The organism is Pectobacterium sp. S5, assembly GCF_051707265.1.
GTDB lineage: Bacteria > Pseudomonadota > Gammaproteobacteria > Enterobacterales > Enterobacteriaceae > Pectobacterium > Pectobacterium polare.
On sequence record NZ_JAULSZ010000002.1, the window covers coordinates 364,102 to 378,596 of the forward strand.

General features: G+C 55.9%; 12 protein-coding genes, 1 tRNA gene and 1 riboswitch. Of the genes, 3 read left to right on the forward strand and 10 right to left on the reverse strand.

What is annotated here, in order from left to right; translation table 11 throughout:
• Positions 1-59 precede the first annotated feature (59 nt).
• The gene (locus QWJ20_RS11190) at positions 60-695 is read right to left on the reverse strand and encodes a riboflavin synthase subunit alpha (protein ID WP_119888620.1); all 636 of its coding nucleotides are present in this window, start codon (positions 693-695) and stop codon (positions 60-62) included.
• Between the two features lie 246 nt (positions 696-941).
• On the opposite strand from QWJ20_RS11190, the gene QWJ20_RS11195 reads away from it, so the two are divergent.
• Both QWJ20_RS11195 and QWJ20_RS11200 read left to right on the forward strand, forming a co-directional pair.
• Positions 942-2,315: an MATE family efflux transporter gene (locus QWJ20_RS11195; protein WP_224073593.1), complete on the forward strand. Its 1,374-nt coding sequence runs from the start codon at positions 942-944 to the stop codon at positions 2,313-2,315.
• A gap of 160 nt (positions 2,316-2,475) precedes the next feature.
• Positions 2,476-2,552 (forward strand) — tRNA-Val (locus QWJ20_RS11200).
• A 624-nt stretch (positions 2,553-3,176) separates the two neighbouring features.
• Here QWJ20_RS11200 and uca read toward each other — a convergent pair.
• The 8 genes from uca to QWJ20_RS11240 form a co-directional block, all read right to left on the reverse strand.
• Entirely contained in the window at positions 3,177-6,779 is a 3,603-nt protein-coding gene (gene uca / locus QWJ20_RS11205; RefSeq protein ID WP_433992556.1) for an urea carboxylase, read from the reverse strand.
• Between the two features lie 105 nt (positions 6,780-6,884).
• Entirely contained in the window at positions 6,885-7,025 is a 141-nt protein-coding gene (locus QWJ20_RS11210) for a hypothetical protein (protein WP_275243024.1), read from the reverse strand.
• Positions 7,016-7,651 carry an urea amidolyase associated protein UAAP2 gene (locus QWJ20_RS11215; protein WP_039467800.1) on the reverse strand — a complete coding sequence of 212 codons (636 nt, stop codon included), beginning with the start codon at positions 7,649-7,651 and terminating at the stop codon, positions 7,016-7,018. The genes QWJ20_RS11210 and QWJ20_RS11215 overlap by 10 nt, the downstream gene beginning before the upstream one ends.
• 11 nt (positions 7,652-7,662) lie before the next feature.
• Positions 7,663-8,409, reverse strand: a complete 747-nt coding sequence (locus QWJ20_RS11220; RefSeq protein WP_275243023.1) for an urea amidolyase associated protein UAAP1 — start codon at positions 8,407-8,409, stop codon at positions 7,663-7,665.
• A gap of 13 nt (positions 8,410-8,422) precedes the next feature.
• The gene (locus tag QWJ20_RS11225) at positions 8,423-9,214 is read right to left on the reverse strand and encodes an ABC transporter ATP-binding protein (protein ID WP_433992557.1); all 792 of its coding nucleotides are present in this window, start codon (positions 9,212-9,214) and stop codon (positions 8,423-8,425) included.
• Positions 9,211-10,026 (reverse strand): ABC transporter permease, encoded by an 816-nt coding sequence (locus tag QWJ20_RS11230; RefSeq protein ID WP_433992558.1) that lies wholly within the window; start codon positions 10,024-10,026, stop codon positions 9,211-9,213. Before QWJ20_RS11230 ends, QWJ20_RS11225 begins: the two co-directional genes overlap by 4 nt.
• Positions 10,027-10,048: 22 nt before the next feature.
• A complete protein-coding gene (locus QWJ20_RS11235) occupies positions 10,049-11,107 on the reverse strand; it encodes a putative urea ABC transporter substrate-binding protein (RefSeq protein WP_433992559.1) in 1,059 nt (352 codons plus the stop codon).
• 58 nt (positions 11,108-11,165) lie between these two features.
• Positions 11,166-11,267, reverse strand: a riboswitch (guanidine-I (ykkC/yxkD leader).
• Between the two features lie 194 nt (positions 11,268-11,461).
• On the reverse strand, positions 11,462-11,875 hold the full coding sequence (locus tag QWJ20_RS11240; protein WP_433992560.1) for a MarR family winged helix-turn-helix transcriptional regulator: 414 nt from the start codon (positions 11,873-11,875) through the stop codon (positions 11,462-11,464).
• Positions 11,876-11,956: 81 nt separating this feature from the next.
• Here QWJ20_RS11240 and QWJ20_RS11245 point away from each other — a divergent pair, with 81 nt between their 5' ends.
• On the forward strand, positions 11,957-12,220 hold the full coding sequence (locus QWJ20_RS11245) for a DUF3861 domain-containing protein (RefSeq protein ID WP_010276554.1): 264 nt from the start codon (positions 11,957-11,959) through the stop codon (positions 12,218-12,220).
• Between the two features lie 71 nt (positions 12,221-12,291).
• Here QWJ20_RS11245 and katG read toward each other — a convergent pair whose 3' ends face one another.
• Positions 12,292-14,466 carry a catalase/peroxidase HPI gene (katG, locus tag QWJ20_RS11250; RefSeq protein WP_433992561.1) on the reverse strand — a complete coding sequence of 725 codons (2,175 nt, stop codon included), beginning with the start codon at positions 14,464-14,466 and terminating at the stop codon, positions 12,292-12,294.
• Between the last annotated feature and the right edge of the window lie 29 nt (positions 14,467-14,495).

The following is a 14,495-nucleotide window of genomic DNA, read 5'->3' on the forward strand; positions in this document are numbered from 1 at the left end:
AAAAGAGAAGCCGGACGGTAGAAACGCCGTCCGGTTTACCAGAATGTGCAACGTAGGAATTACTCTTCCTTGCCGAGCTCGCTCGCCTGCTTGCTAGCCAACACGCGCTCGACCGTATCGACCACGGCCTGTGTCTGCGGGTCGATTTCGATATTAATGCGGTTTCCCAGACGCTTCTGTCCCAGCGTGGTGCGGTTCAGCGTTTCTGGAATTAAATGCACGCAGAAACGTCCACGGGTTACTTCTCCCACCGTCAGGCTGATGCCATCAATTCCAACGAAGCCTTTATGTAGCACGTATTTCATCAGCGCTTCATCTGCAAGGCGGAACCAAATCTGATGGTTATTCTCTGAAACCTGAATCTTAACCACTTCCGCCGTACACATGATGTGGCCTGACATGACGTGCCCACCGATCTCGTCACCGAATTTCGCGGCTCGCTCAATATTGACGACATCGCCTTCATGAATATCGCCCAGATTAGTAAGTCGCAACGTTTCCTTCATGAGATCGAAGCTGACACGATCGCCGTCAACAGCGGTGACCGTCAGGCAACAGCCATTATGCGCCACCGATGCGCCGGGCACGAGACCTGGCAGCAACTCAGGCGGGAGCTGGACAATGTGCGTGCGAAAGTTGGATTTTTCTTCAATCGACACCACCGACGCGGTGCCCTGAACAATACCGGTAAACATGCGGTTTGCCTCTTAAAAACAAAGAAATGACTCTGTGCAGTGTGCCCGATATTTCGCGGAAAACCAAACCGGAATGCCGTATACCGCATAGCTATCGAAACCGTAGCGTAACAAAAGGAATATATTCTCTTCCATGCTGGTTTACTTTCGTTAAGTCGTTACAATAATGCTCGCTTTACCCCGATCTGTTTTTCATATCTGAGTCATTTACCCTGCTATTACGTTAGTCATTCAAGGAAGGTATCCGTGCAACAGTATCTGACAGAAGCGCGTAAATTATCGGCGCTTGCTGTTCCTGTCATTATTGCGCAAGTGTCCCAAACGTCGATGGGTGTGGTTGACACCATCATGGCCGGTGCTTATAGCGCCACCGATATGGCCGCCGTCGCCGTGGGAACCTCTATCTGGCTACCCGCCATTCTTTTTGGCCATGGCCTGCTACTGGCGTTAACGCCCGTTGTCGCACAGCTCAATGGTTCCGGCCGTCGCGATCGTATTTCTCATCAGGTGCGACAGTCTTTTTTCCTCGCCGCCATCATTTCTGTGCTTACGATGCTGGTGCTGTATCAGGGGGAATACGCCATCAACCTGATGAGTGACGATTCGCCTGAACTGGCTGCGAAAGCCATCGGCTATCTGCATGCGCTGCTGTGGGGCGTTCCCGGCTATCTGTTCTATCAGGTTTTACGCTGCCAGTGTGAAGGGCTATCAAAAACCTACCCCGGCATGATGATTGGATTCATCGGGCTGTTAATCAACATCCCGATCAACTATATCTTTATCCACGGTAAATTTGGCATGCCCGAACTGGGCGGCGTCGGCTGCGGCGTGGCTACCGCCTCGGTTTACTGGATCATGATGTTGTTGATGATGCTTTATACCCGACGCGCCTCCTGGCTACGCGATATCCGCTCGCACCGTCCCGCATTCCGCCCAGACGTTGCTGTGCTGAAGCGCCTCTTTGGCCTCGGTTTACCTATCGCGCTGGCATTACTTTTTGAAGTGACACTGTTTGCCGTGGTAGCGCTGTTGGTGTTGCCGCTGGGCGTCGTCGATGTGGCCGGTCACCAGATTGCCCTGAATTTCAGCTCGCTGATGTTCGTTCTTCCGCTCTCGGTTGGCGTCGCTACGACCATTCGCGTCGGGCATCGCTTAGGAGAAGGCTCGGTTGAGAACGCCCGTATTGCCGCGCACACGGGTATCATGGCGGGTGTGGCTTTAGCCTGCTGCACAGCCATTTTCACCACGCTGCTGCGTGAGCCTATCGCCCTGCTCTACAATCAGGATCCGCTGGTTGTCGCGATGGCTTCTCAGCTCATGCTGCTGGCTGCCGTTTATCAAATTTCCGATGCCGTTCAGGTGATCGGCACTGGCGTTTTGCGCGGCTATAAAGATACCCGTTCAATTTTCTATATTACCTTTGTCGCCTATTGGGTATTGGGATTACCGAGCGGTTACCTGCTGGCGTTGACGGATAGCATCGTGCCGCGCATGGGGCCTGCGGGCTTTTGGTGTGGTTTCATCATTGGCCTGACGGCAGCGGCAGTGATGATGGTGACGCGGATTCGTTTTCTCCAGCGCCAACCCGCCGCACGGATTTTAGCGCGGGCCGCCCGCTAGATAACGTTTCATCCAATTTGAGTCGAAAAAAACGACACAATGGATACAACCCCAGCAATCGCACTGGCAAGAGCACAAAATTGCATTTTTCCTCTTGCCAGCTTTCCCCTTGCTCGCTACTATTCGCCTCGCTGTCAGACAGGCAGCACGGTATCTCAATGCGTTCATAGCTCAGTTGGTTAGAGCACCACCTTGACATGGTGGGGGTCGTTGGTTCGAGTCCAATTGAACGCACCATTCTTTTTTTTCAAAATGCTTTACTCCCACTATTTCCTACTGAAAAATAATCGATCCACCCTTTGTTGAATCTGCATTGATTATCTTCCCTTAATATCAATTTCATTCCGTCTATCTACGTTCGCTACGTCTGTTTGATCTGACTCAAAAGCAACACACTGAACTTCCACAGGTTTGTATAGGCACCTAGGCGGTTATGCTAGAATTCTTCCGCGAAAATAATATCGAAAGAGTTAATTGCAATGGATTGGTTAAAAGATTACATACCACTACTCCTTATTGGCGGTGGGATATGGGAAATTTTTCACGTCTATAACGGACTCAAATCTGGCGTGTTAGTCGAGAGAATTAATAGAAAAGACGTGACATTTCATCGTGGCGAATTTTGGTTTAGTTTTTGGATCGGTTTTCATATTATTTTTTCAATAGGAACGTTCGTCGTTAGCGTCTTCCTCATCAAAAAATATTTGCTCCTCCCTGACTGGCTGCACGTGTATTTCTCTCACTTTTATTCACTCTGACAGCATCAGCAACGTCTCAATGTGACTTTACATGGTGTCCAAACTTGCCACAGGTCATGTCACGCCAGAGCGTTACTCCGGCGTAAAAGCATGCGCTCCGCCGTTATTCCTGTGACTCGATCACCACCACGCACTGCCCGGCGCGCACGGATGCGCCGGGCTGGCAGCGGATCTCCCGCACCGTGCCGCGCTGCGGCGAGACAATCGGGATTTCCATTTTCATCGATTCAAGAATCATCAACGTTTCCCCTTCGGCTACCGTTTTGCCGCTCTCCGTCGTCACCTGCCAGAGATTGCCAGAAATCGGGCTCTCTACGCCGACCTGTCCCGGCAGGATCGGGGCTTCGCTCGCTTCTTCAATCACCACGTCCACGCTATCCGTTACCGATTGACCGGCAATACGCCAGCGCTCGCGCTCTGCCTCAAATGCAGCCCGCTGGCGCACGCGAAATGTTTCTATCTCCTCAGCTTCCCGCGACAGGAAATCCTGATAGGCGTTTAACGCCAGTTCGCTTTGCTCGATCCGTAGCGGATAGCGCCCCAGCGGGAAATCCCGTCGAATAGATAACAATTCGTCAGCCGACACCGGATAGAAGCGGATTTGATCAAAGAAGCGCAGCAGCCACGGCTTACCGTCAAATGCGTCAACGCCGCGATAGCGATCCCACATTTGCAGCGTACGTCCGACAAACTGGTAGCCGCCCGGCCCTTCCATGCCGTAAACGCACAGATACGCGCCGCCGATGCCCACCGAATTTTCCGCTGTCCAGGTGCGCGCCGGATTATATTTGGTGGTGACCAAACGGTGGCGTGGATCCAGCGGCGTTGCCACCGGTGCACCGAGGTAAACATCGCCCAGTCCCATCACCAGATAGCTGGCCTCAAAGACCGTACGGTAAACCTCATCGATATTATCCAGCTCGTTAATACGGCGAATAAATTCAAGGTTGCTCGGGCACCAGGGCGCATCGCTGCGTACCGTGGTCATGTACTTTTGAATCGCCAGTTGGCAAGCGGGATCGTCCCAGGACAGCGGCAGATAAACCACTCGTGATGGCACGGTCAAATTCTGCTGGGTGCAAACGTCCTGCCACAGCGAGGAAAGCACATCCAACAGGTGCTGTAACGAAAGCACTTCAGGGCGATAGTGCACCTGTAACGAGCGAATGCCCGGCGTCACGTCAATGATGCCATCGAGTGCCTGTTGCTCCAACGCCAGCATCAGCGCATGGACGCGGAAACGCAGCGCCACATCCAGCTCCGCCGCGCCCACTTCCAGCAGCAAATGGGTATCGCCGGACAGCCGTGCAACCAGCCGTTTATCCGCCTCACCGGTATCCAACACCACCGGAGAAATGAGCGCAGCAGGTGACCAGTCGACAGCGATCGGAGCAAGCTGTTCCACCTCCGCATTACGCGCCAGTGCCAGCTCGCGCGCCGTCGGGAGATCGACAGGAATAAAGCGCACACGGTCACCCGCATTAAGCTGTCCCATCGCCCACAGATCGGCTTCGATTATCGTCACCGGACAGACGAAACCACCCAAGCTCGGGCCATCCGGTCCCAGAATAACCGGCATATCACCGGTGAAATCCACCGCGCCGATGGCATACGGGTTATCGTGAATATTCGAAGGATGCAGCCCAGCCTCTCCGCCGCTGTCGCGAACCCACTCCGGTTTCGGCCCAATCAGGCGGACGCCCGTGCGGCTGGAGTTAAAATGCACTTCCCACTCGGTGGTAAGAAAGGTTTCCATATAGGCCGGCGTGAAATAGTCCGGTGCTGCATGCGGGCCGTAAATCACACGCAGTTCACGCACCGTAGACAATGTGGTGCGCAAGGTGTCCGGTAGGCAATCGCCGGTGCGTCGGTCCGTCAGCGGCGCAAGGTGCAAGACGTCACCCGCCCGCAGCGCCCTGCCCGCGTGGCCGCCAAATTGCCCCAGCGTGAAGGTGCTTTTACTGCCGAGATAGTCCGGTACATCAATACCGCCACGCAGGCAGAGATAGCTGCGTACCCCCTGCGCATTTGTCGCGCCTAACCGCAGCGTGGCACCCGCCGGTATCGAAAATACGCGATCCATCGGTACGGGTTGACCGTCCAGCTCGATGGCGATAGCCGCACCGGTGACTGCCGCCACGGCATCCGTATTAAAACGTAGTGTCGGCCCGTTCATCGTGATTTCCAGCGCCGCCATCCCCGCCGGATTCCCCACCAGACGGTTGCCTAAACGCAGCGCGCGATCGTCCATCGGCCCCGACGGCGGCACGCCGACCGCCCAGTAGCCGAGACGGCCGGGATAATCCTGTACGGTGGTTTGCGTGCCAGCGCTCACCACTTCGCAGGTTGTCGCCTGGTAAACCAACGTATCCAGACAGCGCGTCCACGGCTGGCCGCTGGCAAATGGATCTGCCGCCAGAATCTGACGCAAATAGTCACGGTTGTGTTCCACGCCGTAGAGTCGCGTGTCCGCCAGCGCCCGATCCAGCTCGGCCATCGCCTGCTCGCGGGTGGGCGCACTGGCGATGATCTTAGCCAGCATCGGATCGAAAAACGGTGGAATTTCGCACCCCGCCGTCACCCACGTATCGATGCGCAGGCTCTGTCCTTCTGCGGCAGGAAACGCAACTTCCGTCAACAATCCCGGCGACGGCTGGAACTGTTTACCCGGATCTTCTGCGTACAACCGCGCCTGAATCGCATGCCCCTGCGGATTCAATCCGGCAGCTAGCTCGCGCAGCGGCGGCAGATCGCCTGCGGCCAGTGCGACCATCCAGCGCACCAGATCCACACCCCAAACCTGTTCTGTTACGCCGTGCTCGACCTGTAGGCGCGTATTGACTTCAAGAAAGTAAAAACGATCCGTCGCGCTGTCATAAACGAATTCCACCGTTCCGGCGCTGCGGTAATTCACCGCCTGCGCCAGACTGATCGCCGCCGCGCACAGTGCATCGGCGACTCCATCCGGCAAATTGGGCGCGGGCGTTTCTTCAATCACTTTCTGGTTACGACGCTGCACCGAGCAGTCCCGCACTCCCAGCGCCAGCACGTCGCCCTGACCGTCGCCAAAAATCTGCACCTCCAGATGTCGGGCGCGTTCGATATACTTTTCGATGAACACGCCCGCATCGCTGAAGTTGTTCTGGCCCAGACGTTTTACCGTTTCAAACGCATCGGACAGTTCCGTGGCGCTGTAGCAGACGCGCATCCCGATCCCGCCGCCTCCGGCCGTGCTTTTAAGCATGACCGGATAGCCGATCGCTGCCGACGCACCGAGGGCCGCATCAATATTTTCCAGCAGATCGGTGCCTTCCAGCAGCGGCACGTTGTGCTGCTTCGCCAGCGCTCGCGCCGTATGCTTTAAACCAAATACTCGTAGCTGCTGCGGTGTCGGCCCGACAAAGGCGATCTGTGCCGCTTCGCAGGCTTCGGCAAACGCCGCATTCTCGGACAAAAAACCATAGCCGGGATGAATGGCCTGCGCGCCGCTGCGCTGCGCCGCAGAGAGAATTTTTTCTACATCCAGATAGGTGTGAGCCGCCGCGCCTTCGCCCAGGCTAATGGCTTCATCGGCGTCCTGAATATGCAGGCTACTGATATCGGCATCAGAATAGACCGCGACGCCACGGACGTTCATCTCGCGCAGCGAACGCAGAATACGGCACGCAATCGCGCCACGGTTGGCAATCAGAAGTTTGTCGAACATACGCTAGACTCATGCAAGGGCGGGTCGTCCCGCCAAAATGCGATCCGCATGATGGTCGTCCATCGCGGTAACGGTCAGGTACTGAAACGGGCTACAGCGCCGGAATCATGGAGCGTTGTCTGTTCGGGTATTAGCTGGCGGTAGATAATATCGGTTTGCCCGAGCCTCCAGCGCGCTCACCAGCCACGCTTTCACCCGCTGCCAGCGCGTACAGTTTTCATCACCGCGATCCGGCGTTAGTTCCATATCAACACCTCCGCTGGCGTTGGGTTCCAGCCGTTGCACGGGTTATTCAACTGCGGACAGTTAGAAATCAGCACGATGACGTCCGTTTCGGCGCGTAGCTCCACGTATTTCCCCGGCGCAGAAATGCCGTCCTCGAAGGTCAGTCCGCCTTCCGCCGTCACTGGCACGTTCATGAAGAAGTTGATGTTCGCGCCGATATCCTTTTTGTTCAGGCGACCATCGTGCAGGCAGGCGCAGAGAAAGTTATCGCGACAGCTATGCATGTAGCGTCGGTCGAGCGCATAGCGCACGGTGTTGCTCTCCTGTGCACAGGCGCCGCCTAGCGTGTCATGGCGACCGCAGGTGTCAGCGACAATCGTCAGCAGCGGATTGCCAAGATTGGAATACAGCACGCTGCCCGTCGTCAGGTAGACGCTATTCTGACGGCGCAGCGTGCGTTGCGGATCGTAGCGTTCACGCGGGTCATCAACGCGATAGAACAGCGTATCCACCGCCTGATTGCCTTCCAAATCCAGCAGCCGCAGCGTCTGCCCCTGCTTGACCTCAAACAGATAGGGTTCTCCGGCAGGGATCACATGGCGGAATACCGCGTCCTCGGCCGTTTTATTGCTGGCAATTAACGTCATGTCCGGCCTCCTTACAGGCAAAAGCGTTCGGTATTGTGAAACGCGCGTGCATTTTCCTCACGGAACGCACGGCAGTATGCGGCGACATCCTCGCCTTCCGCCCGGCTCCAGGTGAGCGCGATCGGTTGCGGCGCATACGTCGAGTTAGGATCCATCGGGTGTTGCAAGGCGGTCAGCACCACCAGCGTATCCATTGGCGCATACAGCTCGATGTAGTCCCCCGCCTGAGAATGATTGGCGTGAAAATGAAATTGTCCCTGCGCATCTACCGTGACTTTGCTGAACAGGTTGATCGTCATCAGCAAATCTTGCAGATTGAGGTTCCATTTCCCCATCTCGACCAGCAGGTTATCCATGCCGTTACGGAAAAAGCCGTTGCGCCGCTCCTGATAGCGCCCCTGCCCGTATTTCTCCTGCACTTCCTGCGCATTGAGCACGCCGCCAAAGCTGTCGTGCCAGCCGCACGTGTCGGCAATGATGGCTGCCAGCACGCGTCCCATATCGGAATAGAGGCAGTGCCCAACCGTCAGCCTGGCGGTATGTTGCCCTTTCAGGGTATCCGGCAGGTTCAGGCGCTCGCTGGTCTGGTGCGCGTTAAACAGCAGCAGACCCACATTGCCGCCGCCCTCCACATCTTCGATGCGCAGAATCTGTCCGCGTTTGAGAATGAAAGAGGTATGCCCTCCACCCGGCACGATTTCTTCATCAAATGTTGTTCGCCCTGTCGATGTGTTTGTCGATGTCTGTATCGCTGTCATAACCGAAAGCTCCTTAAATAGGGGATGTCGCCACGCTGACCACAGGAGGCACCAGCGTAAGTGCACGCTGGCGCGTGGCGAGACGCGCCTGATTAAGCGGGATGTCATAGGTAATGCGTGCGCCATAGGCTTCCGGCGCATGCGGGTCGATGCGGACTTTGTCGAACACCAGCAAACGCGTGCCGAGGTGAAAACCTTCCGGCAAATCGTGGGTAACCATAAAGACCGTCAAGCGGGTTTCCCGCCACAGCTCCAGCAGCAGCGTGTGCATATCGCCGCGAATACCGGGATCCAGCGCCCCGAACGGTTCATCAAGCAACAGGATGCGCGGCTGGACAATAAATGCCTGAGCAATCGCGAGCCGTTGCTGCATGCCACCGGAAAGCTGGTTGGGGTATTTGTGCATAGAGTGTCCCAGCCCGACGCGCTCCAGCATCCGCGCAGCATCGTCTCGCGCCGCCTGCTTGCGCTGCCCAAACAGCCTGCCGAGCCAAGGGGAACGCGGTATCTCCAGCCCAATCACCACGTTTTCCAGCACGGTTAAATGTGGGAAAACTGAATAGCGTTGAAACACCACGCCGCGGCTAGCATCCGGTTCAGCGGGCAGTCGCTTCCCTTCGAGCCGCACTTCGCCACGGCTGGGCGTTTCCTGCCCCAGCAGCAGACGTAGAAAGGTGGATTTACCGCAGCCGGATGCCCCGACCATCGTGCAAAACTCCCCTTCCTCAACGTTCAGGTTGAGCCGTTCCAGCACGACGTGGTCGCCGTATTCCTGCCAGATGTTATCGATCTCGATAAAACTCATGCTTTGCTTTCCTCTGACCACGGGAACCAACGGCGATGCAGCCAACGCAGCACCATATCCATGAGCCATGCCAGCAGCGTGATCCACACGACGTAAGGCAGAATCACATCCATCGCCAGGTAGCGGCGTACCAGAAAGATGCGGTAACCGAGCCCTGCCGTTGCCGAAATCGCTTCGGCAGAAATCAGGAACAGCCACGACGCGCCCAACAGCAGCCGCAGTGAAATCAACAGCCGCGACAGCAGCTGTGGCAAGATGACGCGCAGCACCACGACCCAGCTGTTCGCCCCCAACGTCTGCGCTTTAATCAGCGTTTCCTGCGGGATATTGCGAGCACGCTGTTCGAGATCGCGCGCCAGCATCGGCGTAACGCCAATGACGATCAGCATCACTTTCGAGAGTTCATCCAGCCCGAAAACGATGAAGAGAATGGGCAAAATCGCCAGTGGCGGGATCATCGACAGCACGGTCATCAGCGGCGAGAGCGATGCGCGAAACAGCGGGAAAGCCCCGGCCGCAATCCCGAACAGCAGGCTCAACAGGCTGGCAATCCCCAGCCCCAGCGCGAGACGCACCAAACTGGCCTGCGTATCCAGCCAGAATAGGTAATCGCCGCTGCGTTTGTCCTCGGTGAATGCCATGCGCTGAATCGCCTCGGCCATTTGCCCAAGACTCGGCAGGAGTTTGTCATTGGGGTTGTCCTCCAGCCGCAGCGCCGACCCGATGAGGTACAGCACCAGCAGCACGACAAACGGCAGCAGGACCAGCAACAGCCGTCCGCCCCGACTGGGGTAGCGATTGATCAAGCGCACGATAGTCTCTCCAGTTTGCGGGTCAGAGTTTGTTCTCTGCGGCCAGACGCACGAAGGTGTCGTCAAAGCGCAATTTCACATTGGCGCTGTCACCCTGTGTAATCTGTCCGGGGAACGTCATGCCGATAAAATCTGCGCTCTGTGCGCCAACGCCGAGCAGCCCTTTATCGAAGGAGAAATCTGCCACTCGCTTCATGGTGTTAGGGAGATCCGGGCTGGTCAGAAACGCCAGATTGTCCTGTGGGGAATAAAACAGATGGGTGGTTTTTAACTGCGCTTGATAGCCCGCTAAATCGGTGCCAGAGGCAGCCGCCATTGACTCCAGCGCAGGTTGATCGCCAGCCTTCATCAGCGCCATCATTTCAAACCAGGCACCGGCCAACGCTTTGCCCAAAGCCGGATTGTCCTGTAGCGTTTGCGTGTTCACGACCATCATGTCGATCAGTTCACCGGGAATCTGACCGGACTGAAAGACTTCCGAGGTGTCCGGCTGGCTTTTGATTGCAGAAAGTTGGGGGTTCCAGGCGACGGCGGCCTGCACGCTGCGGGTGGCGAAAGCCGCGACAATATCGGCATCCGACGTGTTGACGACGGTGACATCTCGCTCCCGCAATCCGGCCGTTTCCAGACCACGTACCAGCAGGTAATGCGAGACAGAGAGTTCAGGCAAGTTAACCTTCATCCCGCGCAAATCGCTCAGCGTTTTCCCTTTGCCTTTGAGCACGATGCCATCGTTGCCTGCGGAGAAACTGCCGAGCAGCAGCGCCGTGGTATCCACACCGCCCGCGGCCGGAATCGTCAGGGCATCCATGTTGGTCATCGTGCAGCCGTCAAATTGCCCGGCGGTGTACTGATTGATCGACTCGACATAGTCGTTAAGCTGGGTGACCTTAATCTTGATGCCGTACTTGTCGGCCCATTTATCGATAATGCCCTGCGTGCCGATGAATCCCCACGGCATCCATCCAGCATAGATCGTCCAGCACACGTTGAATTGCGTTTTAGGCGCAGCCTGAGAAGGGAAGCTCAGCAGTGCTGAGAGACTGAGGACGCAAACGCCCAGTAAACGAGATAGGTTCATGCCAGACCTCCGGTTGAGTAGGAAAAAGCGGGAACAGCGCGACACCATGGGTGTTGCTGTCTCCCGGGCTTTTGTCCCGCCGTGTAACCTCAACTGGAGGTCGCCAGCTCTCGGACCAGACATCCATATGGTATGGATCGGAACCCTAGCCAGCTATTTAGGTTATTCAGCGCCATGCGTGGTGCTGTCCCGAATAGAGAAAAGCAAAATGCGTGCCAGCACCGAAAGTGCCGGTACGGCTGTGGTTTCTAGGGATAATGATGCGGGGAAGCACGCCGCTATCGCGCTATCGCGGTGCAGTAACACAGCGAGTACGCTTCACGGCAGTGCAGCGAGAGTTAGCGAATATCGGGCTTAGTGTGCAGAACGACTGGCTGCTATCTTTTCCAGCAGCGCACTAAACGTAGCTTGTTCTTCAGGGGATAGCGCCTGAAGCATCTGCGCCTCAATCTGCTTTTCCTGATGCAGAAAAACCTGGGTAAACGCGACGCCTTTATCGGACAAACTGAGCCACACGCTGCGGCCGTCATCCGAGTTATCGATCTTGCGGACATAATCGCGTTTGACCAGCTCCGCTACCATGCGGGTGATCTGTGCCTTATCCCGACAGACCCTTTTCGCCAGCGACTGAGGCGTAATGCGCCCTTCCATCGCGATGATCTTACATAAGCGGATATGCACCACATCCAGACTAATGTCGTGCGCCTTCATCTGTTCCTGCATCTGTGCCTTATAGCTTTCTAATAAGGCAAAAAGGGGTTTCATCATGCTTTATTGACTCAGTCAACCAATGATCATATAGTTGATTTTATCAACTATCCGTCACGAGTTCAATTTACCGAGGCCACAATGGGAAACGTCTATCAGATTACGGTGGAAGAAAAAGCCGAGCAGCAGCGCACGCTGTCGTTTGAATGTTCAATTCACGATGATTTGTTCAAGATTCTGGAAAAAGTCGATGGCAAGATGGACATGACGCCGGAACAGACTCAGGCCTTTATTGTGGGTTTGAAACTATTTAGTGAAGTCATGATGCAGAATAGAAAGCACCCGCTGTTTAAGGAATTCGCCGCCCCGTTCAGAGAATTCATGCTTAATCTTAAGAAGCAGTGAGATACAAGGTTGCGCAGCAAAAAATGAGGCTCCCCGCGCCGTGAAAACACCAGCGTGGGGAGCGTGACGTCTTACTCTGCCAGATCGAAGCGATCCGCATTCATCACTTTCACCCAGGCAGCAACAAAGTCATTCACAAACTTCTCTTTGCTGTCGTCCTGTGCGTAAACCTCGGCGTAGGCACGCAGAATGGAATTGGAGCCAAAGACCAGATCCAGACGCGTCGCGGTCCATTTGACTTCACCCGTTTTACGATCGCGGATTTCATACAGGTCTTTACGGTACGGCTTCCACGTGTATTTCATATCGGTCAGGTTGACGAAGAAATCATTCGTCAGCGCCCCTTCACGATTCGTAAATACGCCGTGTTTGGTGCCGCCGTAGTTGGTCCCCAGTACACGCAGGCCGCCAACCAGCACCGTCATCTCTTTCGCCGTCAGCCCCATCAGTTGGGTGCGATCGAGCATCAGCTCCTCCACGCTCACGGCATAGTCTTTCTTCAGCCAGTTACGGTAGCCATCATGGATAGGTTCAAGGACGTCAAAAGACTCTGCATCGGTCAGGGCGTCGGTGGTGTCGCCGCGTCCCGGCGCAAAAGGCACGGAGATATTCACACCTGCCGCTTTAGCCGCTTTCTCAATCCCTACATTACCCGCCAGCACAATGGTATCGGCCACGCTGGCCCCCGTTGCGGCGGCAATACTTTCCAGAACGACTAACACACGTGCCAGACGGTCAGGTTCGTTCCCTACCCAGTCTTTCTGCGGGGCGAGGCGAATACGCGCGCCGTTGGCACCGCCGCGCATATCGGAACCACGGAATGTACGGGCGCTGTCCCAGGCGGTTGCGACCAGTTCACTGATGGAAAGGCTACTTTCTGCAATGCGTGCTTTGACCACATCAACATCATAGTCGGTACGGCCAGCCGGAACCGGATCCTGCCACAGCAAATCTTCCTGCGGCACATCTGGACCCACGTAGCGCGCTTTCGGCCCCATATCGCGGTGCGTCAGCTTGAACCACGCCCGGGCAAAGACTTCGGAGAAGTACGCCTGATCCTGATAGAAACGTTCGGAAATCTTGCGATATTCCGGGTCAACTTTCAGCGCCATGTCGGCATCGGTCATCATCGGGTTATAGCGGATAGATGGATCTTCAACGTCAACCGGCTTGTCTTCTTCTTTAATACTGACGGGCTCCCACTGCGATGCACCGGCCGGGCTCTTTCTCAGTTCCCATTCGTGATTCAGCAGCATGTGGAAGAAGCCGTTATCCCATTGCGTCGGATGCGTTGTCCAGGCACCTTCCAACCCGCTGGTGACGGTATAGCGCCCTTTGCCCGATCCCGTCGGGTTATGCCAGCCGAGACCTTGCTCCTCAACATCCGCACTTTCTGGTGCTGCACCCAGCAGACTGGCATCGCCATTACCGTGGGTTTTACCTACCGTGTGCCCACCCGCCGTCAGGGCAACGGTTTCTTCATCATTCATCGCCATACGGGAGAACGTCACGCGCATATCCTGTGCGGTACGCAGCGGGTCAGGATTGCCATCAACGCCTTCTGGGTTAACGTAAATCAGCCCCATTTGTACGGCCGCCAGCGGGTTTTCCAGCGAGGTACGATCGTCGCTGCCATAGCGCCCGGTGCTCTTCGCCAGCCACTCTTTTTCCGAGCCCCAGTAGGTGTCTTTTTCCGGGTGCCAGATGTCTTCACGACCAAAGGCGAAGCCAAATGTTTTCAGCCCCATGGATTCATACGCGATATTACCCGCCAGAATAATCAGGTCCGCCCAGCTGAGTTTATTGCCATATTTTCTTTTGATGGGCCACAGTAAGCGGCGCGCTTTATCGAGACTGACGTTATCTGGCCAGGAGTTAAGCGGTGCAAAGCGCTGGTTACCGGTACCGCCGCCGCCGCGACCATCGGTCGTACGGTAGGAGCCAGCCGAGTGCCAGGCCATACGAATCATCAGGCCGCCATAGTGACCCCAGTCCGCTGGCCACCACTCCTGACTATCGGTCATCAGTGCATGCAAATCTTTTTTGAGGGCATCGACATCGAGGGTTTTGAGGGCATCGCGGTAGCTGAAATCGCTGCCTAACGGGTTGGTCTTGGTATCATGCTGATGAAGAATGTCGAGATTGAGGGCATTTGGCCACCAGTCGGTGTTTGATGAGCCAGTAGAAGTGTTTCCGCCGTGCATAACCGGACACTTGCCGGCTGGTTTCGTTTTATTCTCGTCCATCGTTATCTCCCAGTATGTTGCATTGCCTT